The organism is Pedobacter sp. (assembly GCF_045628745.1).
GTDB lineage: Bacteria > Bacteroidota > Bacteroidia > Sphingobacteriales > Sphingobacteriaceae > Pedobacter.
The window spans coordinates 25,009-48,079 of record NZ_JAZQPU010000054.1 but is presented as its reverse complement, the minus strand read 5'-3'; the positions used below and the strand labels follow the sequence as shown (position 1 = coordinate 48,079).

Genomic DNA, 23,071 nt, shown 5'->3' with positions numbered 1-23,071 from the left:
CGCTGCCTATTTACTGCATTAATAGACGCATTGATAACACTACGGTACAAATAGGGTTTTAAAGAAATTATAGTAGGTAACAGGGCTTTATCTTCCCACAATTTAAGAAATACATCCTGCACAATTTCTTCGGCAATGGCTACGCTCTTAACATACTTATCAGCAGCCAGGATCAATTTTTGAAAATATTCCGAATAAAAATCAGTAAAAGCAGATTTGTCATTTTGCTCAATAAGGTCGAGCAAATCATTCCCTGATTCAATATGTGCTGCTGATTCTTGTGTTTGCATTAATCCCCCCTCCGAAACTATAGGAATAAAGCCTAATAAATTTAGAAAGACTAAAATAGCATTTAAGAATCAACTTTAAGCAAGATATTGTTAAGAATATTATATTCTTGATTTAAAAGTTATAATATGGGGAAATCATTAGATAAACAATAACTCCTGTTACCGCCACATACAACCATACTGGATAGGCCCAGCGTACAATTTTCTTGTGTCTTTCTACCTGCATGCTGAATCCTCTTAAAAAGCTGATCAGAATAAGGGGCAAAACCACAATGGCTAAAAGAATGTGCGTAAATAGGATAAAGAAATAAACATAACGTAAGCTCCCCACGGCAGCAAGTTCAACTGCTGAAAGTATGCCATTATGGTCAACATCACCAAATTTGGTGTCCTTCTCATAAAGATGAAAAAGGATATAGAAGATTAAGAACACTGCCGATAACATAAATGTAATGACATTGGTAACCTTATGGGCCTGGATTTTCTTTTGTTTAATGAAAACTAATGACAAAATGAGCAACAAGGAACACGTTGCATTGATACCACCAATAAGATGCGGCAGGAGATAGATAAATGAAGGTTTGTTGGCCGGAGGTGGAACCAGCTTCAGTATAATAACGACAACTAAAACTACTGCAGAAACGATCCAGATTAACCTGGAGAAAAATTTATCATTTAAAGTCATGGTGTATATTATCTACCGTCTGTATTGTTACGTAATTCTTCTACAATAAGGACTTTAATCTCCTCATCTAATTTGGTATAGTCTTCCTGAGCGGAAATATCATAAAAGCCTCTGATATGTTGACGGGGGTCTATCAGGACAAATAAATTATTATAAGCGAAAGTGGTTTTGCCATTTTCAATTTTTTGAACGGCATCAAGAAGTAGTCCTTTATAAATAAGGTTATAGACCTGGGTACTATCACCGGTTAACAAGTCCCACTTGCCCGGTACGGCTTGGTGTTTGGCAGCATATTTAGCTAAAACATCAGGGGTATCCCTTTTAGGGTCGATGCTTAAGCTAACGAAACTAATCACCTTATTTTTACCATAGGTTTTTTGCAAAACCTTCAGTGCATTATTGGCTGTAAGTGTAGCCTGGTTATCGCTGGTATAGAAAAGGTTTAATACCACAATCTCCTTATCGAAGTTTTTCCAGCTCACCGTATCTCCCTGCTGATTCAATAATTTAAAATCACTGATCTGGTGGAAATTTGTATCTGGTATTTTAGTGCCCTTTACAGAATGAAAAGTTGACGCAACAGTTTTCGGTCCAAAATAAGGAAGTGGCTTATACCGGTTCTTTCCTTTGTCTTGTAGCTGATAATATAAAAATCCTGGTACCGCTAATATGGTGACCAGGATTAATATTTTTTTAATAGGAAATAATTTCATGTATTTAAACAGCCATGTGCAAATGCAGGAAGTTTCCTTCAATAAGCATCAACACAATGAAGTAAATGATGAATATAAAGGTGACAGATAATGATAACTGTAAGCCTAGTTTCTCATACTTCAAGTGCATAAAATAAGCAACAATATAAAATGCTTTAAGTAATGTTAAAGCGATGTAAATAAAGTTACCAACTGCATGAGACATATAACCATGTGGAAGAACCCATAAGGCAATGATGAATTCGATAACTGTAATCAATAACAGGATACCGAAAACCTGCCATATTTTTTTCTTACTTAAACCAGCATGGTCATCGTGCGCGTGTCCTTCTGCTGTATGTATGTTATGTTCTGACATTATATTTTTTATAAAAAGATTAAACCAAATAAAAGAAAGTAAATACGAATACCCATACTAAATCAACAAAGTGCCAGTATAAGCCTACTTTTTCTACCATTAAATAAGAACCGCGTTTTTCAAAAACACCATTAATCGTCATACATAAGATGATGATGTTAATGATGACACCTGTAAATACGTGGAATCCGTGGAAACCAGTGATGGTGAAGAATAAGTTAGAGAACTGTAATGCAGCTACCGTAGATACAGGACCATTAAAATAATGTTGAAGTGCTGCGGGATCAGGGTAAGAGGCAAACCAAAAGCCTTCATGATGTAAGTGTGTCCATTCTAATGCCTGGCAACCTAAGAACATTAAACCACCAATGATGGTAGCAACCATCCACCAGATAACTTCTTTTTTAGCTCTTCTATGACCAGCTTCAACAGCAAGTACCATAGTTACTGAACTCATGATCAAAATAAAAGTCATGATACCTACAAACACCAGAGGTGCTCCTGAATCTGTAATGCCTGGAATTGACTGGAAAACTAAATCCGGATCTGGCCAGGTAAACTTAGTAAACCTTTGTGCACCATAATACACGAGTAATGAGGAGAATGTAAATGCATCAGAAAGCAAGAAAAACCACATCATTATTTTGCCATACTCTACGGACCATGGTGAACGTCCGCCGCTCCATGCAGTAGTTTTTACCTGATCTAATTGTGATAATGAATCCATTTTATTGATTGTAATAGTTTGTTAAAAAATCTAACTGTTCAAAAGTAAAAAAACATACAGATATATCCATAATATATCTATAAAATGCCAGAATATGGAAGATATTTCCATTCTAAATTGTAACCTATCCTCAGATATATGGCCGTAAGCACCAACTAAGGCACCAGCAATAATGGATAGCCCGGCAATAATGTGCAGCAAGTGAAATCCAGATACTATATAAATGATGGAAATTGCAGCATTATTATTCAACAATACTGCACCACTGTGGTATAAACTCGACCATGCTTCAATTTGAAGATAGCCAAAAGAAACACCCAATAAAAGCGTTAACCACAAAAATACTTTCTGCTGTTGAAATTGTTTATTTCTGAAAGCCCTTGAAGCAAGAAATAAAGCAACGCTACTGCATAAAAGTACGAGTGTGCTGTACATAAAAACATCTGGCAACACCAAACCATGTCCTTTGCCTTTTGATGCGGCAAAAACAATGTAATAACTCGTCCAGCCACCAAACATGATGGTTGAGGAAACTACAAATAACCAAATAATAAATTTCTTTGGCTTGAAATCAGACTTTTCGCGCTGCTCTCTATCCTTAACTGATTGATCCATTAATGGTATAATTATTTAGTTATAAAATCAAATAACAGTACTACCTGTACTATCGGTAAATAAAAGAAGGAACAAAACATCAACTTCTTGGCACTCGGCAAATCAAGGTTAAGGTATAGCTTTAAAGCATACCATGCAAAAACCAAACCTGCAATTAAGGAAATGCCTCCAATGTAATAACCACCGAAACCATAAAACGTAGGTAACAAGCTGATCGGAATTAAAATGATGGCACTTAATAAGGTTATCAATGCACTTATTTTATCTCTTTTAGTGGTTGGTAATAAGCGGAAACCTGCTTTTTTATAGTCATCATCTAGTACCCATGCAATAGCCCAAAAGTGAGGGAATTGCCATGCAAACTGTACTAAAAATAAAATAACAGCGATGGTATAGTCAATAGGATAAAAAGTAGTTGATTTACCTAATGCTGCAAGGTAACCAATAAGGGGTGGCAAGGCTCCTGGTATAGCCCCTATAAAAACAGCTATTGGAGATTTACGCTTCATTGGCGTATAAGCGAATGCATAAAGCAAAATAGAAAAAACAGATAATAAGCCTGTTTCCAGGTTAAGTTTTCCCAACAGCCATGTACCAAACATACCCATTACAAGGCCCATTACTAACCCCTGCCCGGTAGTCATTCTACCAGCAGGCATAGGCCTGTCTTTAGTTCTGGTCATGAGCTTATCTAAATCCTTTTCGATAATTTCATTAAAGCAATTGGCTGCTGCTGTAACAAAAAATCCGCCTGCAATTAAGATCAACCAGCCATTCCAGTCAATTCCAGGGATATCACCTCTGGAAACTTGCATCTTAGATCCCATCAAAAATGTAATAGACGCAGAAAATACAACTAGAAATGTAAGTCTGAATTTAATAAGTTTTGAAAAATCTGCTAAATATGGTTTCAAATTATAGTTTTTAATTAATGTTTATACGTACTTGTCCTATACACCAACAGATATAAATAAAATTGCAGCGTGAATAATACCATGGAGAACAATATGTGTATTGCTTGTGCATATGGAGGCAGAGCAAAGTTAGATAATAAAATGCCACTTAAGACCTGCACAATTAAAACAATTACAATAGAATTACCTACCCAAAGCTCCGTGGCTTTACCACCAAATTTATCCATCACCAACTTGTAGAGCATTACATTAGCCACTGCTACCAGTATGGCTAAATCTCTGTGGTAGACGAATATATTGCCAACGTTGCCTACCCAAGTTTCCCTCGCAGAATAAAACAAGTTTTTAGAAATTATATCAATAGCTTCCCTTACTTCTGTACCCAGAATAATTTGAATAATACTTAATATGATGGAAGAAATGACAACTACTTTTAACCATACCATCGAAGAGATCACGATTACCTTTTCTTTATGGAGTTGTTGTGCATATTCATAGGTGTACACTTGGATAGCTAAAATAACCAGGACTAACAACATATGAACCGTAACAACCCATTGTAATAAATTGGTGGAAACAACAATAGATCCTAACCAGGCTTGAAATGCGACAATAAAAAGATTAACGATGCTGAGTATTAAAATACGTTTAGCAATTTTACGATAAGCAAATGAGTAGGCAGCGACAGCCAGCATAAAGAAGCCTGTTAATGCACCGGCCAGCCTGTTGAGGTATTCTGTCCAGGTTTTTGCTACATTAAACTCTTCATGTTCTAAAATGGACTGATCATGGCGAATTTGATCTGCGAGGTGTTTTTTACCGAGTTTATCTAAGGAACGTGCAAAGCGCTCATTCTTAGCCATACGTTGTTCAACATATTTAGCCTTATAATCTGCGGGTAACTGATCCACCGAGGTTGGTGGTATATACTGACCAAAGCATTTAGGCCAATCCGGACATCCCATCCCTGAACCCGTGCTACGCACAATTCCCCCAGCAAGAACGACCAATAAAGTCACTGCAATGGTGATAAGATTAAGCCTGATAAATCTGGCCTGTGATTTAGGGATCATGGATGTTTTTTAAAAGAAATGAGGTACCTGTTGTAAGTATTTACTCACTGCAGATACCCCATCTTCTATATAAAACTAAAATTAGTCTTGTGTACTTTTTGCTTCAGCTTCTTGTTTCAAGAACCATTCTTTTTGAATACGCTCTGATTCGGCATTACCTTCAAAATCATGTGGCATGTTTGAATTCATTGTTTCAGAGAAAGGTACTGTTTGAGGAATGAAATCTTCTTCAGCACCTGGTTTGCTATAGTCATATGGCCAACGGTATACTGTTGGCAATTCTCCTGGCCAGTTACCATGTAGGTGTTCAACTGGAGCAGTCCATTCTAAAGTATTTGCACCCCAAGGATTCTGATCAGCTTTTTTACCTTTGAAAATCGAGTAAAAGAAGTTGAATAAGAAAGCAACCTGTGCTAATGCAGCTACAATTGCTGCCCAGGTAACGAATACGTTAACTGTAACCCATTTTTGCATGAACTCAAATTCAGTGAAGGCGTAATAACGACGCGGCACACCATCTAATCCCAAAAAGTGCAATGGGAAGAAAACAAGGTAAGCACAGATAAACGTTATCCAGAAGTGTAGGTAACCTAATTTAGCGTTCATCATTCTTCCGAACATTCTAGGGAACCAGTGATAAACCCCAGCCAGCATACCAAAGATGGCAGCAGAACCCATTACAAGGTGGAAGTGGGCAACAACGAAGTAAGTATCATGTAAGTTGATATCCAGGGAAGCATTACCCAAGAAGATACCTGTTAAACCGCCAGAGATAAAGAAAGATACTAAACCAATAGCAAATAACATACCTGGTGTAAACCTGATGTTACCTCTCCATAATGTAGCCAGGTAATTAAAGGTTTTTACAGCAGATGGTACCGCAATGATCAATGTAGTGATCATAAATACACCACCTAATAAAGGATTCATCCCCGTAACAAACATATGGTGACCCCATACGATAAATGACAATACGGTAATACCAATTAATGAATAAACCATGGCATGGTAACCGAAGATAGGTTTTCTAGAGTTAACAGAAATCACTTCAGAAGAGATACCTAAGGCTGGCATAATAACAATGTATACCTCAGGGTGACCTAAGAACCAGAATAAATGTTGCCATAAGATCGGCGATCCACCTTCGTTAGGAAGTACTTGAGTACCCATAACGATATCAGACAAGTAGAAACTTGTACCGAAACTTCTATCAAATATTAAAAGAACAACACCAGCAACTAATACAGGGAAAGATAACACACCTAGGATGGCAGTTAAAAAGAAAGCCCAGATAGTTAAAGGCATTTTCCACATATCCATACCTTTAGTACGCATGTTTAATACAGTACTTACATAGTTGATACCACCCATTAATTGAGAAGCAACAAAAAGAACCATACTGATTAACCACATCGTCATCCCTAAACCAGAACCTGAAATTGCCGTCGGCAATGCAGATAATGGAGGGTAAACTGTCCAACCAGCACTTGCCGGTCCGGTTTGTATAAAGAAAGAGCCCATCATCACGATACAAGCGATCAGGAAGAACCAGTAAGATAACATGTTCAGAAATGGCGAAGCCATATCTCTTGCACCGAGTTGCAAAGGAATAAGAAGGTTACTAAAAGTACCACTCAGTCCTGCTGTTAATACAAAGAATACCATGATGGTACCGTGAATGGTAACCAGGGCAAGGTAAAAATCGGGTTTAATTCTACCACCTTCAGCCCATTTACCTAAAAACGTCTCCAGAATCGGGAAACTTTTATCTGGCCAGGCTAACTGCAGACGAAAAAGAATAGACAAGCCCATGGCAATAACGGCCATGATAATCCCTGTTATCAAAAACTGCTTAGCGATCATTTTGTGATCTTGACTAAATACGTATTTTGACCAGAAAGACTGCTCGTGATGACCATGTGAATGATCCTCGTTGTGCGTATTGTGTAAAGTTATAGTTGACATAATGCTTTATTCCTGTATTTTTAATTTTTTAAAGCCAGTTGATTTGTTGTAACTGCAGCTGAATCTTTAACCGTTGTATCTGCAGGAGCAGTAACAGGCTCAGCTACTAAAGGCAGATTAAATTCTTTCCTTAAGTCGTTATTGATATAAACAGGCTGTTTTTTAATCCACTCATTATATTCTTCCTGAGAAACAACTCTTACTGTTTTTTGCATGTTAAAGTGACCTTGACCACAAATCTTAGCACATAATAAAACATATTTAAATGCAGGATCATTGACTTTGGTTTGCATCTCAGCCGTGGTGATGGTTGGCGTAAATTCAAAATACGAAGCCATACCTGGAACAGTATTCAATTGTACCCTGAAATGTGGCATGTAAAAACTGTGAAGCACATCCTTACTGGTTAAAGTGAACCTTACTGGTTTATTTACCGGAAGAACGATTTCATCTGCCATTTGATCATCCAGATTATTTTTATCTGTAAAATCCATTCCTAAACCATTCTGAGAAGTAATCAGTTTAAAGTTTTTACGACCAACAACACCATCAGCACCCGCATAACGAATAGCCCATGAGAATTGTGAACCTGTAACTTCAATACTTAATGGCTTATTGTTTGGATCTTCAACTTTGTAGAAAATTGATCTCCATGTTAAAAAGCCCATCAATACTAAAACTGTCAAAACCAATGCTGGTGTGATTGTCCAGATTTTCTCAATGGTATTGTTGTGAGGATAGTAGTAAGCTTTTCTATCACCTTTATGTCTGTAGATATAAGAGAAAGCGAATAAAAAGATGTGGGTAAGGATAAAGACAATAGTTGTGATAATTAAAGTGATGTTAAACATCTGATCAATTTTCTCACCATGTTCTGATGCTGCTTCCGGCAAGATCATCTTTCCATGAACTGTATATTCCCAATATACGCCATAAAGACCTACAATAAGGAATAAGGCAAACAGCACCGCATTGACCGCGTTCCAGTTAATGCCAATAGGTTTGTCTTGTGCTTCGCGGGTAAGTTCATAAACACGCATGGCCTTTCCTACTATCGCTATAAATAAGCACAGCAATAAAAAGAGCATCGCGTAAAAAATTGCCGATTTATAGATCGGCCCCATGTCTACAGGTTTTGCTGCAGCCGTGGCGGCAGCACCTGCGGCAGCTTCCTGAGCATAGGCGCTGGTACTTGCAAACGCAGTTACCATTACCGCTGAAACCGCCATTGTTTTATTACTTATAAATTTTCTTAAACTCATTTTCTTAAAGGTAGTACGCTGTACTTCTACACAATTAATTAATTCTTATTATAATCACCAGTTACAAATGGTGATTCAAACTCTCCTGTAAAAAAGGATGGTTTTTAGCTATTAATGGCTTCTTACTTAAAGCAGTTAACACGGCAAAGGTAAACAAACCTACGAAACCTACCGCTGTACCAACTTCAATAAATCCAAATCCATTATGTTCTTCTACGGCACCTGGCATAATCATTTGGTAATAATCAACCCAGTGACCTAACAATACAAGGATAGAAACGACTAATAATGAATTTTCTTTTCTCTTGTTATCACGGTCCATCAATAATAATACTGGTGCTAAGAAGTTCAATACCAGGTTTAACCAGAACCAGAACTTATAAAATTCAAAACGTTTATAGAAATAAACGGTTTCTTCCGGCATGTTAGCATAGTAGATCAATAAAAACTGAGCAAACCATACATAAGTCCAGAAAATAGAGAAACCAAAGATGAATTGACCAAGGTTATGCAAGTGACTGTTGTTAACCCATGGCATATAACCTGATTTTCTTAACAGAATCAAGATGATAGCGATGATTGCTAAACTGCTTACCCACATTGCTGCGAAGTTGTACCAACCAAACATGGTAGAGAACCAGTGTGCCTCTAAAGACATAATAGTATCAAAAGCAAAGATTGGTTGTGTAAAACCGTAGATCACTAAAAATATACAAGAGTATTTAAAGCTTTTGCGGTAAGAATTTAAACCACCTTCTAAATCTTCATTGTTAGACAACCTGCTTAATAAAACAGCGAAGAAGCTATAAAGCGCAAGGAAGATAATCTGACGGGCCATAAAGAATGGCGCGTTTAAAAAAGCAGACTTTCCCTGAATAAGTTTATCAAAATTAGGACTGTTCGGATCAGTTAATCCTGGAGCATACCAGTGGTGATAAAGATTGTGTGAATATAAACCTGAGCCTACAATAACAACTAAGATAACAGCTGCGATAGGCAGTGTCTTTGCCATTGCTTCTGGCACACGTAAAATAGAGGCAGACCATCCTGCCTGTGCAACAAATTGAATTGCTAAAAAGAAGGCCCCTGACATACATACGCATGCAAAGTAGTATCCCATTAGTAACAGGTTTGCAAAAGTCCGCTCATGAAGATCATGATTAGAAAAACCATATGCTATAGCCGCTATACCAATAACGATAGCGATTACACTCAAAGTTTTTGCTTTTCCTGTAAACTCAAACTGCTCAGTAAAATTATAATTATGAGTTCCCATTTATTCTTGCTTTTCTATTGTATTTTTTGTAATTGTTGAACATACATCACTACTTTCCATCTTTCTTCAGGAGTTAACTGGGATGCATGTGAACCCATGTTGTTTAATCCATACATAATGGTATGATAAATCTTTCCAGCAGATAAATCCTTCATTAGACCACCACGTGATGACGCTGCATCTCCATGGTATGACGGTACACCAGTGTATTTCTCAATCTGTACCAGGTGGCCTTTTCCATCACCATTATCACCATGACAAGGTGAGCAGAAAACAGTGTAGTAATGTTTACCTGAAACCAGGTTTTTTTCTGTTAAAGCCAATGGGTTAACCAAGGCTGCACCAGCAGCTTCATAACCTTCTTTGGTATTTGCATACTCATACTTTACAAAACCTATTGGATCCGTATTTGGAGGAGGTGTTTGTGCGGTCTGCCCGTTTGCAAAATTCTTGTTAGGCTGATCTGGATTATAAGCAAGAGGATCATACATATTTCTTGAATACTCCAATCCCGGACTGCTTTTATCGCTGCATGATGAAAAAGACACAGCTACAGTTAATGCAAATAATGCTACATATACTATTTTAGTCTTATTCATAGCTAATATATTTCCTTTCATTATATTTTACTTCTAAAGCCCCTGCGTCTTTTAACAGGTTGTCTATTTTGCTATGTTCAACATTTTCTTTCGCATCAATAGCGATGATAAACCTGTCGTCAGTAGCTCTTAAATCCATTACTCTTGGTGCTCTTCCTGGGAACAAATGTGTAGATGCATAATAAGAACCTACTAAACCAAAAGCACAAAATAAGATCGTTAACTCAAATGTGATTGGTATAAAATCTGCCAAAGGAAAGTGTGGCTTACCACCTATGTTTATAGGCCAGTCAACAGACGTTGCCCAGTATACAAACGAAAGCATGGTGATGGTACCGGTTATACCGAAGCAAAATGCTGCAATATCTAACCTTGAACGTTTCACTCCTAATTTGGCTTCGATGCCATGTATAGGCATAGGCGTATACACATCATGTATCTTAATGTTATTTTCCTGCAACTTGTCGATGCCATGCATCATTTCGTCAGGATCACCAAAACTGCCTAAGATATATTTGATATTACTCATGGTTATATTTTTGCGTATTCTTCTTGTTTAACACTATCGAACTTATCTAAAGACTCTACATATTCATCTACTTGTTCTTTATCAAGATGTCCTTCTTTAATCAACTCTAATTTTCTTTGCTCACTTGATGTTTTCAACAATAGTTTAACCTCTGCGATAGCGATTGAAGGAAGAACCCTTAGGAATAATAAAAACAAAGTAAAGAAAAGACCAATAGATCCAACAAATACAGCTACATCTACCCATGTTGGATAAAACATCGCCCAACTTGATGGTAAATAATCACGGTGAAGGGAAGTCACGATAATTACAAAACGCTCAAACCACATACCTATGTTTACAACAATAGATAGAATCCAGGTTGCAGGTATACTAGTACGGATTTTTTTGAACCAAAGTAATTGCGGTGAGATCACGTTACAGGTCATCATCATCCAGTATGCCCACCAGTAAGGACCAGTAGAACGGTTGATAAATGCGTATTGCTCATATTCAGAACCTGAATACCAGGCAATAAAGAACTCCGTTAAGTAAGCCACACCAACGATAGATCCTGTTAAGATGATGATTTTATTCATCGACTCAATGTGGAACATTGTGATGTAGTTTTCTAAGCCCATTACCTTACGTACAACCAATAACAGGGTTAATACCATGGCAAACCCAGAGAAAATAGCTCCGGCCACGAAATAAGGAGGGAAAATTGTAGTGTGCCATCCAGGAATTACAGATGTTGCAAAGTCCATGGATACAATAGTGTGTACTGAAAGTACAAGTGGAGTAGAGATACCGGCAAGGATTAAAGACACAGCTTCAAAACGTTGCCATGTTTTAACGTTACCATTCCATCCGAAGGAAAGAACTGTATATACTCTTTTCTTAAAGCCTTGTGCACGGTCACGAATGGTTGCAATATCCGGAAGTAAACCTGTGTACCAAAATAATAAGGATACAGAGAAGTAAGTGGAGATGGCAAACATATCCCAAACCAATGGGGAGTTAAAGTTAACCCATAAAGAGCCAAACTGGTTAGGTAAAGGTAAAACCCAATAAGCTAACCATGGTCTTCCCATGTGGGATACTACATATGTAGCGGCACAGATAACGGCAAAAATTGTCATTGCCTCTGCAGATCTGTTAATGGAGTTTCTCCAGTTTTGACGGAAGAGTAAGAGTACCGCTGAAATTAACGTTCCAGCATGTCCAATACCTACCCACCATACGAAACCGGTGATATCCCACGCCCATCCTACAGTTTTGTTTAATCCCCATGCACCAATACCGGTCCAGAAGGTGTAGCCCACAGCGAATACCCATAAAAGGGCACCCAATGCTGCTACAATAAATCCTATCCACCATGCCTTATTCGGCTTGTTTTCCACCGGTGTTAAAATATCATCCGTAATTTTTTTATACGTGATATTATTACCGGTGATTAGTGGTTCTCTTAATATTGATTCGTTATGTCCTGACATATCATTTTTTATTTAATATCAGCTTACGCTAGTATTGTATCTGTATTCCTAATTTTTGTCATATATCCGATACCCGGTTGTACGTTAATTTCTTCTAAAACGTAGTAAGTACGCTCACCACGTAATGCTTTAGAAACTTCCGAATCCGGATCGTTACCGTCACCAAATATAATTGCATTTGCTGAACAAGCTTGTTGACAAGCCATCTGGATATCACCATCTTTCAATGGACGTTTTTCCAATTTAGCTGCTAATTTACCACCTTGTATTCTCTGGATACACATAGAGCATTTTTCCATTACCCCTCTAGAACGAGCAGTAACGTCAGGATTAAGGACTAATTGTGTAAACTCGTTATTCAGGTAATTATCGAAACGAGAATCATTCCAGTAGTTGAACCAGTTAAAACGACGAACTTTATATGGACAGTTGTTTGCACAGTAACGAGTACCTACACAACGGTTATAAGCCATGTGGTTTAAACCGTCAGAAGAGTGAACCGTAGCTAAAACCGGACAAACAGTTTCACATGGAGCATGGTCACAGTGTTGACATAGCATCGGTTGGTGAACTACAGAAACAAGGTCAAGATTTTCAAGGTCTGCAATTTCTTTCTCTTCAGTCACTTGATCACTGCCATTTTCAAAGCTGTAATAGCGATCGATACGAATCCAGTGCATCTCTCTTCTTTTGCGAACCTCTTCACGGCCAACAACAGGAATGTTATTTTCAACGTTACAAGCAACAATACAAGAACCACAACCTGTACAAGCATTCAAATCGATTGCCATTACCCAGTTGTTACCTGGTTTCTCATATTTATCCCATAAATCGTATGATTTGTGTTTTGCACCGTGGTTACCAGAACCTGCAGCAGGGTCTTTTACGTATTCTTTAAATGAAGCTTCACGAATAATGTTTCTACCTTCAAAAGAGTGGTGTGTTTGTGTTTGTGCTAATTCATATGTTGAACCCGTACCAGACAAAGTAACCGTTGTAGCGTATTGTAATGTTCCGTTAGCAAAAGCAACAAATGGATAAGCATTCTTACCTACGTTATCACCAACCTTACCAACTTTGGTACGGCCATAACCTAAGGCAATAGATGCTGTTCCTTGTGCCTGACCTGGCTGGATTAAAACTGGCAAGTCAATAGTATAACCGTTAGCGCCTTTAACAGAAACAACGTCAAACTCTTTATAGCCTAATTGCTCAGCAAACTTAGGTGCGATAGCAATAAAGTTGTCCCAGGTTACCTTAGTAACAGGATCAGGTAGTTCTTGTAAAAATGCATTGTTAGCATGTTTACCATTACGCATTGGCACACTTTCGTAAACTTGCAATTCAATATCCTTAGCTAAAGCTTTGCTGCTTGTCACTATAGATTGTGCAACCGCATCTAACGATAAACTGAAGGTGTAAGCACCTGCAGCTTTCGGCGCTGCAGCGAAAGCACCTGTTTGCAACAATTCATTCCATGATTTGCCAATAACAGGTAGAATATTTTTCTCCCAGTTATTGCGCACATATTGATAGTAATCCTGAACTGGTGCATTAGACCATACCAATAAACTTTGCTCAGCCTGGCGTGAATTAAACACCGGGTTAATTGTTGGTTGGATAATGGAATAAGAATTTGCATAGCTATTTGCATCACCCCATGACTCTAAATAGTTTTGGTTAGTCGCAATAACATCACAAAGCGAAGAAGTTTCATCTTTACGATCAGAGAAAGAAACTTTTAAGGCAACCTTAGCTAAGGCATCAGTGAAAGTTTTAGTATCTATAGCATCATAAGCAGGATTGGCGTTTAAGAAGAAAACAGCACCAACTTCACCTCTGTTCATTTCATTGATCAATTCTTTAAACTCAGCATCGTTACCAGCGTAAAGCGTGCAAGGATTATCTAAGTCTATTGTAGTACCGTAGCTACCGATAGCGGAGTTAATGGCATTGACAAGAATTTGAGTAGAAACATCATTAGAACCACAAACCACTAAAGATTTGCCTTTATTCTGCAATAATTCTTTAGCTACTAGTTTAAGTGCTTTATCAGCTGTAGTATTGTTTGGCAATGCAGCACCTGCTAAAGAACTTCCTGTAATGGCATTGTATAATGCAATTAATGCAGGCCCTTGTTCAGATAACTTCAATGGTAAACGCGTATCAGCGTTAGTACCAGTGATGCTCATCCCAGCTTCAAACTGAAAATGTCTGGACATTTTCCCTTTAGCTAAAGATTTGTTATTTCTGTTAGTAACATATTGTGAAGTATATTCTTCACCATTAATCCATGTTCCAAGGAAATCAGCAGCAAAACTCACAATCAGGTCAGCCTGATCGAAGTTATATTTAGGCAATACAGCTTTACCAAAGCTATTTTCATTTGCCTTTAAGATACCAGTATAAGATACGGCATCATATTGTATATGTTTAGTATTTGGGTAAGCTGCTGTAAAGTCTGCAACAACACTTCTTGTTGAAGGACTGTTTACAGACGAGGAAACAATACGTAATTTCTTGCCCGAAGCCTGAACCTTACTTAATTCACCTTTTACAAACTCATCCACCTTAGCCCATGTAGTTTCCTCGTTTTTAACAACCGGAACTTTAAGCTTAGAAACATCGTACAAATCTAATACAGAAGCCTGCGCTTGTGCATCAGTACCTGTATTGAATTGTCCTGCACCTGGATTTGGTTCTATTTTAATTGGTCTTCCCTCTCTGGTTTTAACCAGAATACTTTGTCCATTAAATGTAGACACATAGTAGTTAGGTATACCCGGAACAACCTCTTCCGGTTTAATCAAATAAGGGATTGATTTATGAACCGGCGCTGGCTGACAAGCAGCCAGGGTTACTGCACCTAATCCAAAACCTAACGCCTTTAAAAAGTCGCGGCGAGGAGTTACGGTACTTAGTCCTGCTTCATTTAAAACATCTTCTATTGGAAGGGGCTCAGAAAATTCGTTTTTGTTGTTTTCAACAAAATCCGGAGTGTTTTTATACTCTTCTAAGCCTTTCCAGTATTTTTTATTGCTTTCCATTTAAGCTTTATTACTGTTTATCGAACGTTTCTTTTTATACTCTATTAATAGTGGCATTTACCACATTCTAAACCACCAAGGGCTGCAGGCGTAATTTTTTCGCCATTTTTGATTTTCTCATGAGCCTCAATGATTTTTGTGTAGAATGCATTATCCTTCACATCCAACTCTGTGCTCTTGTGACACTCGATACACCATTTCATGGTTAAAGGAGAGTACTGATAAATCTCTTCCATGGTATCTACCGGACCGTGACAAGCAAAACAAACTGGTTCGTTTGGCTTCAATCCTTTTTCTTTTCTAATTGCATCTTCTGCAACCACTACGTGTTGTGAGTGATTGAAATAAGCAAAGTCAGGAAGGTTGTGTACACGTACCCATTCAACAGGCTTTTCTTTAGTTTTATCATACGTCATTTTATCCGCATCATAACCCATTGCATTGTAGATCTTCTGAATTTCCGGAGAAATGTTTCCATCATGGTTATCTCTACCCTGAACCTGCTTGTGACAGTTCATACATACATTTAACGATGGAATTGAAGCATTTTTAGATTTAAACGCTCCTGAGTGACAGTATTGACAGTCAATCTGATTTACACCAGCGTGAAGCTCATGTGAGAATTTAATTGGCTGTACAGGTTGGTAACCAGTGTGAACACCAGTATTCCACATGCCCATCCATCCATAAGAACCTAAGGCTGCAACTAAACACAGGATAAAGAAGAATATAAATTTCTTATTCTTAAATAACCCGCCGATACCTTGCGTTAAGCTTACTTTTTCTGGCTCAACAACTTCAATACCTTGTTTCTGTAAAATTAAGCGCTCCAGCATTTTGATGGCTTTCGCTAAAACCACTAAAACAATAATAGAGATGATGATGATGGCGATCACACCGGCAATAGAGAAGTTAGAAACTTCATCCGTTGCAGTAGCACCAACAGCTTCACCTGCTTTCTTAGGTTCACCAGCTTTTACATAAGCAAGAATACTTTTAATTTGATCTGGAGTCAAATTCGGGAATGCTGTCATTTCTGCATTTGCATTCCATTTTGAAGCCTCGATAGCTTGTTTGTCTCCTGAAGCAACCATTGCTGGCGCATTGTTGATCCACTTTAACAAAAACTCTTCACTTGTTGACGCTACAATAGGCTGCAATGCAGGGCCTGTCATGTCGCGGTCTAAAGCATGACAAGAAGTACACTTTTCTTTAAAGATTGTTCTTCCCTCAGCTACATCTTGTGCCTTTGTACTAAAAACGATTAAAACAGATAGAGCCGATAACATGATTGCCGACTTCCAAACTCTTCTAATGACCAATGAGATATCCCTCATAATGAGTATTTTATTCAATTTATTAAAAAACTTAAAGTTATATTCGATTTCCAGCTTCCTAGCCATACATCAAAAACGTCCACAAAAGTAAAGTTTATAAAGTTATCAATGACAAATTAATGACATCAATTACAATTTATATTCATTCTAAACAATACGTATAAGTGCGTTAAAAGACGTTAAACTGCACAAAAATCAAATTTTATAAAAAAACGACTTCCAAAATACTGGAAGCCGTTTGCATATTTAAATTACATTTTTAATATCCACGCAAATATCAATGGAGCAACAATTGTAGCATCAGATTCTACAATAAATTTAGGTGTATTGATATCTAATTTACCCCAGGTAATTTTTTCATTTGGCACGGCGCCAGAATAAGAACCATAAGAAGTGGTAGAATCAGAAATCTGGCAGAAATAACTCCAGAAAGGAATATTCGGCATTTCCATATCCTGGTAAAGCATCGGCACAACGCAAATAGGGAAATCACCAGCGATACCTCCGCCAATTTGGAAAAATCCAATTCCTTTACCTTCGCTGTTCGCAATATACCAGTCGGCTAACCAACCCATATATTCAATTCCACTTTTCATGGTTGTTGCCTTCATTTCTTTTTTCATTACATAAGAAGCGAAGATATTACCCATAGTAGAATCTTCCCATCCTGGTACTACTATAGGAAGGTTTTTTTCTGCCGCAGCAAGCATCCATGAATTTTTAGGGTCAATTTCATAATATTGTTCTAACACACCGCTCAACAACATTTTGTACATGAACTCATGTGGAAAATAACGCTCACCTGCATCATCAGCATCTTTCCATAATTTATGGATATGTTTTTGCAACCTGCGGAAAGCCTCTTCTTCAGGAATACAAGTATCTGTAACACGGTTATAATGGTTTTCTAAAAGATCCCATTCATCCTGAGGACTAAGGTCTCTGTAATTAGGTACTCTTTTGTAGTGTGAATGCGCTACAAGGTTCATGATGTCTTCTTCAAGATTGGCACCAGTACATGAAATAATAGATACTTTATCCTGACGAATCATTTCCGCTAAAGAAATGCCCAACTCAGCAGTACTCATTGCTCCAGCAAGGGTAATCATCATTTTTCCACCCTCATCTAAATGGGTTTCATAACCTTTTGCTGCATCCATCATTGCTGCAGAATTAAAATGAAGGTAATTACCCTCCATAAATTGCGATATAGGTCCTCTTGTGCTCATTTGTTTTTTCTTCTAATGCGCAAAAGTAGACAATTATTCCTATTAATGGTATCCAGCTGTTTATTCTGCCAATCTTTTGGCTCATTATTTAATTCCTGTACATTTGACCACAGCTAGCATTGCGGCATCAAACAAACGACATCCTAATGAAATCTTATACCTTATTTATATTATGCATTTTTTTTACTGCCACAACCTTCGCCCAGAAAAAAATAATTTCCCGTCTTTTATCTAATGAAATCGACACCACCAGAAAATCCAGCTTTATACCCATTCCTGTTTTGGGCTATAGCCAGGAATCAGGATTTGAATTTGGTGTAGGAACGTTATATTCCACCTATATGGATCGTAGTGATTCGCTGAACCGCAGTTCCAACTTTTCTGCACTCGGCTCTGTATCCACCAAAAAGCAATACAACTTTACCTTACGAAGTGATATTTATACGGCCGCCAATAAATACCACCTCATTGGTGAGTTTAAAATTAAAAGAACACCTTTTAATTATTATGGCATTGGCAACGACACCAAGGAAAGTCAGGAGAACAAAGTGCTGGAAAATCAATTCAAGATTTTATTGGAAGGCGAGAAAAGCCTTTTGAAAAACACTTACACCGGTGTGTCTGTAGGCTTCGAACATTATAAATTTACAGACAGAACGCCAGGCGGAATTTTTTCTGCTGAGCCTTCACTTGCCGGTAAAGATGGAGGTCATGTACTTTTTGTGGGCCTATCTCAAAGTCTGGACACCAGAAACTCAAACAACTACCCTACCAAGGGTTTCTTTGGAAGGGTAACCTATCAATATGCACCAAATGTGTTTACTAAAAGTGATTTTAGTATAAGTCAGATCAAGGTGAAGGTGAGTAACTTTTTTCCACTGGCCAACAGATTGGTGTTAGGCGTAAATGGTATATTTCATACGGTGCAGGGTGAGAATACGCCATTCTATTTATTGCCACAAATGGGTAATGATGAAATGATGCGTGGTTATTACAGAGGGCGCTACCGCGATGAAAATCTGCTTACTGCACAAACAGAGTTACGCTACCGTTTTACCAATAGGTTCGGTGTGGTTGCTTTTGCCGGCGCAGGTAGGGTTTATCAAAATGGCGACTTCAATTTTAAAGGACTGAAGCCAAATTATGGTGCTGGTGCACGTTATTTCTACGACCCTGCAAAAGGCTTAAGCATTAGACTTGATTATGGCGTTGGCAAAAAAGAACCTTTTGAAAAGCGCCAGAGTGGATTTTACATCAGCCTGGCGGAAGCCTTTTAGTATTTAATTTTAAAATGCTCTTTCGCTTGTCCTTTTTTAAAGTAAACCAGTCCAATCCAAAATAAATCTATGGTAACGGTAACTTGCGGGTGTGCTTTAATTTCTTCCCATGCTTCTTTCATGCCCTTGCTCCAATAAATGTCATCAAAAATTAAAAGAGAATGCTCGCCCACTTTAGGCAAACACCATTTAAAATAATTTAAGGTTGCCTCCTTGCGGTGGTTGCCATCAATATATACAAAGTCAATTTGTGGCTGTGCCTCTATAATGACAGGTAATAATTCATCAAAGTTCCCCACCTGCAATTCCACATTCGATAATTGTAGCGCCTTAAAGTTTTGTGCAGCCACAGCAGCTGTCTGCGGACAACCTTCTACGGTAAGCACATGAGCCTGCGGACAAGCTTTAGCCAGATAGGCCGTTGTTAAACCTAAACATGTACCCAATTCAATAATGCTGGCCGGCTTGTTTGCTTTTGCCAAACGATAGATCAGCTGTGCTAAACGGGGGGTCTTCAGTGCATTCTTTGCAATCTGCCTCACCTTTTTTTCTCTGTTTTTATTTAAATGAGAGCCTGCACCCAAATCGGTAACTTGAATTACTGTATCGTCATGATAGAGTTTTTTTCGCTGTTCTTCTATGCCGATATAATCATTATTGGAGTTAAAATCGTAAATTACCTCATCTGTAAGCTGATAAACAAATGGAGAATGTGTACCATGTCTACTTTTAGCGGTAAAACGATGCTTCAGAAAATCAATAAAAAAACTAAAAACCATAACCGCAAAAATAGACAAACGGATAATTGTAATTGCATAGAATGGAAAATAGTACAGAAATAAATGCTTTGGTTAAACTTCTTGATGATCCAGATAAAGAAGTATACGCACATGTAGAACAGCGTTTGCTGGAACATGGTACTGCTGCAGTGGGCTTTTTAGAGAGCGCCTGGGAGGAATCTATGGACACGCTACTTCAGGGTCGCATTGAAGAGCTGGTCCATCGCATACAATTCAACAGCGTAAAAGAAGACTTAAACTTATGGCACCTTAGTGGGGCTTTCGACTTGCTGCAGGGGGCCCTTGTGGTAAACCGTTACCAATATCCGGATTTGGATGAAGTGAAAATAATCAGCCAAATTGAAGAGATCAAAACAGAAGTATGGATAGGCTTACACCAGGAAATGAGTTCGATAGAGAAAATCAAACTCTTTAACCATGTTTTTTATAACTACTTTGGTTTTTCGGGGAACACCAAAAACCACCATGACCCTCAAAATTCTTATATCAACAAGGTAATAGAAAGTAAAAAGGGCAACCAGATTTCCCTGGCCATTATTTATGCCACCATTGCACAAAAACTAGAGCTACCTGTATATGGCATTAACTTACCGCAGCATTTTATTTTAGGTTATGTTGACGAAACCAGAAAGCAAGAACAGGAATTCAGTGTTTTATTTTATATCAATGCCTTTAACAAAGGAGCTATATTTGGCAAACATGATGTGGACCAGTTTCTCAGACAACTGAACCTTGAACCGCAACCCGGCTTTTATGCCCCCTGCAGCAATGTGGAAATCATTCGTAGAGTGGTGAGGAACCTGATTTCCGCTTACGAAAATGCAGGTTCTGTAGATAAAGTTGCAGAACTCAAAGAATTGCAGGAGATTCTCAATAATGAAATCTTTTAAGCTTACAGCAGCTTATTCATCTTAAGCCAGTTCTCTAAACGCTCAAACCACTTGTCGTCGGTAGTTTTATTGTTCATGCCAAAACCATGTCCGCCGGCCTGGTAAAGATGCACCTCAGCCTTCACCTTATTTTTAGATAAAGCCTGAGCGTAAGCCATGCTATTTTGCACCGGCACACCACCATCATCCATGGCATGCACTATAAATGTAGGTGGCGTAGTAGGCGTTACATTTCTTTCATTAGAGAAATATTCATTCTGCTCTGCAGTTGGCGTAGTACCCACTAAATTTTTTGCGGAGCCTGCATGTGGAGATTCCAAAAAGGAGATTACCGGATAGATCAAAATGGAGAAATCCGGGCGAAGGTTAACATCCTTTTTATCTATTTTAACATCACCGTAATGTACAGACATGCTGGCTGCAAGGTGACCGCCGGCAGAAAAGCCCATTACACCAATTTTGTCGGCCTGTATTTTATATTCAGCGGCATTTTTCCTTACCACATACATGGCCTGCTGAATGTCTTGCAAAGGGCCGAAAGATTTATCCACCATCAGTTCCTCATTGGGTAGCCTGTACTTCAAAACAAAGGCAGCAATACCAAGCTTGTTAAAAGCTTCGGCCACGGCAAAACCTTCATGGTCCATGGATAAAAGGCCATAACCACCCCCCGGACAAATAATGACCGCCGTACCCGTTGGATTTTCTTTAGGCAGGTATACACTTAAAGTAGGGGTAACTGCCTTACTGATGCGTACCGATCCATCTGCCCTTTTCTCAACAACTTCTTTGAAATCTTTGGGCAAAGGTTTTGTCCCGGGTATTTTACCCGGGTAAATAGGAATTACAGTTTGTGCCATTGCAGCAGTAGAAAATACAGTAAAAAATAAAAGGGCAGCGGAAAGTTTTCTCATTAGAATTCCATTAAATAAGCTTTTAAAAAATCATTCAATTCACCGTCTAAAACGGCTTGGGCATTAGAGGTTTCATAGTTAGTTCTTAAATCTTTAACTAACTTATAAGGGTGCAGCACATAATTTCTGATTTGCGAGCCCCATTCAATTTTCTTCTTTGAGCCTTCAATGGCAGCTGTAGCTTCCATGCGTTTACGCATTTCTATTTCATATAACTGCGACTTTAACAAGCGCAAAGCATTTTCTTTATTCTGAAGCTGCGAACGTGACTCCTGGTTTTTGATCACAATACCCGAAGGTTTATGGTACAAACGAACCGCGGTTTCTACTTTGTTTACATTTTGTCCGCCGGCACCACCAGAACGGAAGGTCTCAAACTCAATGTCAGAATCTTTGATATCAATTTCTATGGTGTCATCCACTAAAGGATAAACATAAACCGAAGCAAAAGAAGTATGCCTGCGGGCATTAGAATCAAAAGGAGAAATTCTCACCAATCGGTGAACGCCATTCTCCCCTTTCAGGTAGCCATAAGAAAAAGCACCCGCAAACTGAAGGGTCACAGATTTCACACCCGTTACCTCCCCTTCCTGGAAATCCTGCTCGGTTACTTTATAGCCATTCTTCTCCCCCCACATGATGTACATGCGCATCAGCATTGCCGCCCAGTCACAACTTTCAGTACCACCCGCTCCTGCTGTAATCTGCATTACCGCATAAAGCTGATCTTCCTTGTTGCTGAGCATATTTTTCAACTCAAGGTTTTCTATATCCTGCAGGCATTTTTCATATTGCGCCTGCATTTCCTCCTTGGTTGCCTCTCCGGCAACCATGAAGTCAAACATCACTTCTGTATCTTCCAGTTCACTTTGTACAGCCTGCCAGGCATCAGTCCAAACTTTTTTTGAGTTCAGTTCTGCCAAATGCTTTTCTGCTTTTTTAGGATCATCCCAAAAGCCCGGCTGCAGCGTTAGTTGTTGTGCAATATATATATCTTCAAGTCGGGTTTCGACGTCAAAGATGCCTCCTCAGCGACGCTACTCTGTCCCTTAAATCTTGTATTTGTTCTTTAGTCATGATACAAATATATCATAAA

The 23,071-nt window shown here is 38.4% G+C and carries 22 protein-coding genes; 2 read left to right on the top strand and 20 right to left on the bottom strand.

Annotation, left to right across the window (positions count from 1 at the left end; translation table 11 throughout):
• The 17 genes from ACR2F7_RS02470 to ACR2F7_RS02390 form a co-directional block, all read right to left on the bottom strand.
• On the bottom strand, nt 1-290 hold a 290-nt coding region (locus ACR2F7_RS02470; protein ID WP_432712030.1), incomplete at its 3' end, for a sigma factor.
• A 112-nt stretch (nt 291-402) separates the two neighbouring features.
• A complete protein-coding gene (locus tag ACR2F7_RS02465) occupies nt 403-975 on the bottom strand; it encodes a DUF420 domain-containing protein (RefSeq protein WP_432712029.1) in 573 nt (190 codons plus the stop codon).
• 8 nt (nt 976-983) lie between these two features.
• Nucleotides 984-1,688 (bottom strand): SCO family protein, encoded by a 705-nt coding sequence (locus tag ACR2F7_RS02460; protein ID WP_432712028.1) that lies wholly within the window; start codon nt 1,686-1,688, stop codon nt 984-986.
• Between the two features lie 4 nt (nt 1,689-1,692).
• Entirely contained in the window at nt 1,693-2,046 is a 354-nt protein-coding gene (locus ACR2F7_RS02455) for a cytochrome C oxidase subunit IV family protein (protein ID WP_432712027.1), read from the bottom strand.
• Between the two features lie 19 nt (nt 2,047-2,065).
• The gene (locus ACR2F7_RS02450; RefSeq protein ID WP_432712026.1) at nt 2,066-2,773 is read right to left on the bottom strand and encodes a cytochrome c oxidase subunit 3; all 708 of its coding nucleotides are present in this window, start codon (nt 2,771-2,773) and stop codon (nt 2,066-2,068) included.
• 30 nt (nt 2,774-2,803) lie between these two features.
• Nucleotides 2,804-3,388: a cytochrome c oxidase subunit 3 gene (locus ACR2F7_RS02445; RefSeq protein WP_432712025.1), complete on the bottom strand. Its 585-nt coding sequence runs from the start codon at nt 3,386-3,388 to the stop codon at nt 2,804-2,806.
• Nucleotides 3,389-3,399: 11 nt separating this feature from the next.
• Complete coding sequence (gene cyoE, locus ACR2F7_RS02440; RefSeq protein ID WP_432712024.1) at nt 3,400-4,302, bottom strand: heme o synthase; 903 nt, start codon at nt 4,300-4,302, stop codon at nt 3,400-3,402.
• A 14-nt stretch (nt 4,303-4,316) separates the two neighbouring features.
• Nucleotides 4,317-5,375 carry a COX15/CtaA family protein gene (locus ACR2F7_RS02435; protein WP_432712023.1) on the bottom strand — a complete coding sequence of 353 codons (1,059 nt, stop codon included), beginning with the start codon at nt 5,373-5,375 and terminating at the stop codon, nt 4,317-4,319.
• Nucleotides 5,376-5,456: 81 nt separating this feature from the next.
• On the bottom strand, nt 5,457-7,340 hold the full coding sequence (locus ACR2F7_RS02430; RefSeq protein ID WP_432712022.1) for a cytochrome c oxidase subunit I: 1,884 nt from the start codon (nt 7,338-7,340) through the stop codon (nt 5,457-5,459).
• A gap of 20 nt (nt 7,341-7,360) precedes the next feature.
• Nucleotides 7,361-8,569 (bottom strand): cytochrome c oxidase subunit II, encoded by a 1,209-nt coding sequence (locus tag ACR2F7_RS02425; protein WP_432712021.1) that lies wholly within the window; start codon nt 8,567-8,569, stop codon nt 7,361-7,363.
• A gap of 94 nt (nt 8,570-8,663) precedes the next feature.
• On the bottom strand, nt 8,664-9,878 hold the full coding sequence (locus tag ACR2F7_RS02420) for a quinol:cytochrome C oxidoreductase (protein ID WP_432712020.1): 1,215 nt from the start codon (nt 9,876-9,878) through the stop codon (nt 8,664-8,666).
• A 14-nt stretch (nt 9,879-9,892) separates the two neighbouring features.
• Nucleotides 9,893-10,477, bottom strand: a complete 585-nt coding sequence (locus ACR2F7_RS02415) for a c-type cytochrome (RefSeq protein ID WP_432712019.1) — start codon at nt 10,475-10,477, stop codon at nt 9,893-9,895.
• On the bottom strand, nt 10,470-11,006 hold the full coding sequence (locus ACR2F7_RS02410) for a DUF3341 domain-containing protein (RefSeq protein WP_432712018.1): 537 nt from the start codon (nt 11,004-11,006) through the stop codon (nt 10,470-10,472). Before ACR2F7_RS02410 ends, ACR2F7_RS02415 begins: the two co-directional genes overlap by 8 nt.
• A gap of 2 nt (nt 11,007-11,008) precedes the next feature.
• Nucleotides 11,009-12,481 (bottom strand): NrfD/PsrC family molybdoenzyme membrane anchor subunit, encoded by a 1,473-nt coding sequence (gene nrfD / locus ACR2F7_RS02405; protein ID WP_432712017.1) that lies wholly within the window; start codon nt 12,479-12,481, stop codon nt 11,009-11,011.
• Between the two features lie 23 nt (nt 12,482-12,504).
• Nucleotides 12,505-15,528, bottom strand: a complete 3,024-nt coding sequence (locus ACR2F7_RS02400) for a TAT-variant-translocated molybdopterin oxidoreductase (RefSeq protein WP_432712016.1) — start codon at nt 15,526-15,528, stop codon at nt 12,505-12,507.
• A 44-nt stretch (nt 15,529-15,572) separates the two neighbouring features.
• Nucleotides 15,573-16,865: a c-type cytochrome gene (locus ACR2F7_RS02395; protein WP_432712015.1), complete on the bottom strand. Its 1,293-nt coding sequence runs from the start codon at nt 16,863-16,865 to the stop codon at nt 15,573-15,575.
• Nucleotides 16,866-17,116: 251 nt separating this feature from the next.
• Complete coding sequence (locus ACR2F7_RS02390; RefSeq protein ID WP_432712014.1) at nt 17,117-18,094, bottom strand: deoxyhypusine synthase family protein; 978 nt, start codon at nt 18,092-18,094, stop codon at nt 17,117-17,119.
• A 146-nt stretch (nt 18,095-18,240) separates the two neighbouring features.
• On the opposite strand from ACR2F7_RS02390, the gene ACR2F7_RS02385 reads away from it, so the two are divergent.
• Nucleotides 18,241-19,371 (top strand): BamA/TamA family outer membrane protein, encoded by a 1,131-nt coding sequence (locus ACR2F7_RS02385; RefSeq protein ID WP_432712013.1) that lies wholly within the window; start codon nt 18,241-18,243, stop codon nt 19,369-19,371.
• On the opposite strand, the gene ACR2F7_RS02380 is transcribed toward ACR2F7_RS02385, so the two are convergent.
• A complete protein-coding gene (locus ACR2F7_RS02380) occupies nt 19,368-20,150 on the bottom strand; it encodes an O-methyltransferase (RefSeq protein WP_432712012.1) in 783 nt (260 codons plus the stop codon). The genes ACR2F7_RS02385 and ACR2F7_RS02380 overlap by 4 nt on opposite strands.
• 41 nt (nt 20,151-20,191) lie before the next feature.
• On the opposite strand from ACR2F7_RS02380, the gene ACR2F7_RS02375 reads away from it, so the two are divergent.
• Complete coding sequence (locus ACR2F7_RS02375; RefSeq protein ID WP_432712011.1) at nt 20,192-21,061, top strand: transglutaminase-like domain-containing protein; 870 nt, start codon at nt 20,192-20,194, stop codon at nt 21,059-21,061.
• Nucleotides 21,062-21,063: 2 nt separating this feature from the next.
• On the opposite strand, the gene ACR2F7_RS02370 is transcribed toward ACR2F7_RS02375, so the two are convergent.
• Both ACR2F7_RS02370 and prfB read right to left on the bottom strand, forming a co-directional pair.
• Entirely contained in the window at nt 21,064-21,975 is a 912-nt protein-coding gene (locus ACR2F7_RS02370; RefSeq protein WP_432712010.1) for an alpha/beta hydrolase, read from the bottom strand.
• A protein-coding gene (prfB, locus tag ACR2F7_RS02365; RefSeq protein ID WP_432712009.1) for a peptide chain release factor 2 occupies nt 21,975-23,052 on the bottom strand; the annotation gives its coding sequence in 2 pieces (ribosomal slippage) (nt 21,975-22,991 and nt 22,993-23,052; 1,077 coding nt in all). The genes ACR2F7_RS02370 and prfB overlap by 1 nt, the downstream gene beginning before the upstream one ends.
• Nucleotides 23,053-23,071: the final 19 nt, after the last annotated feature.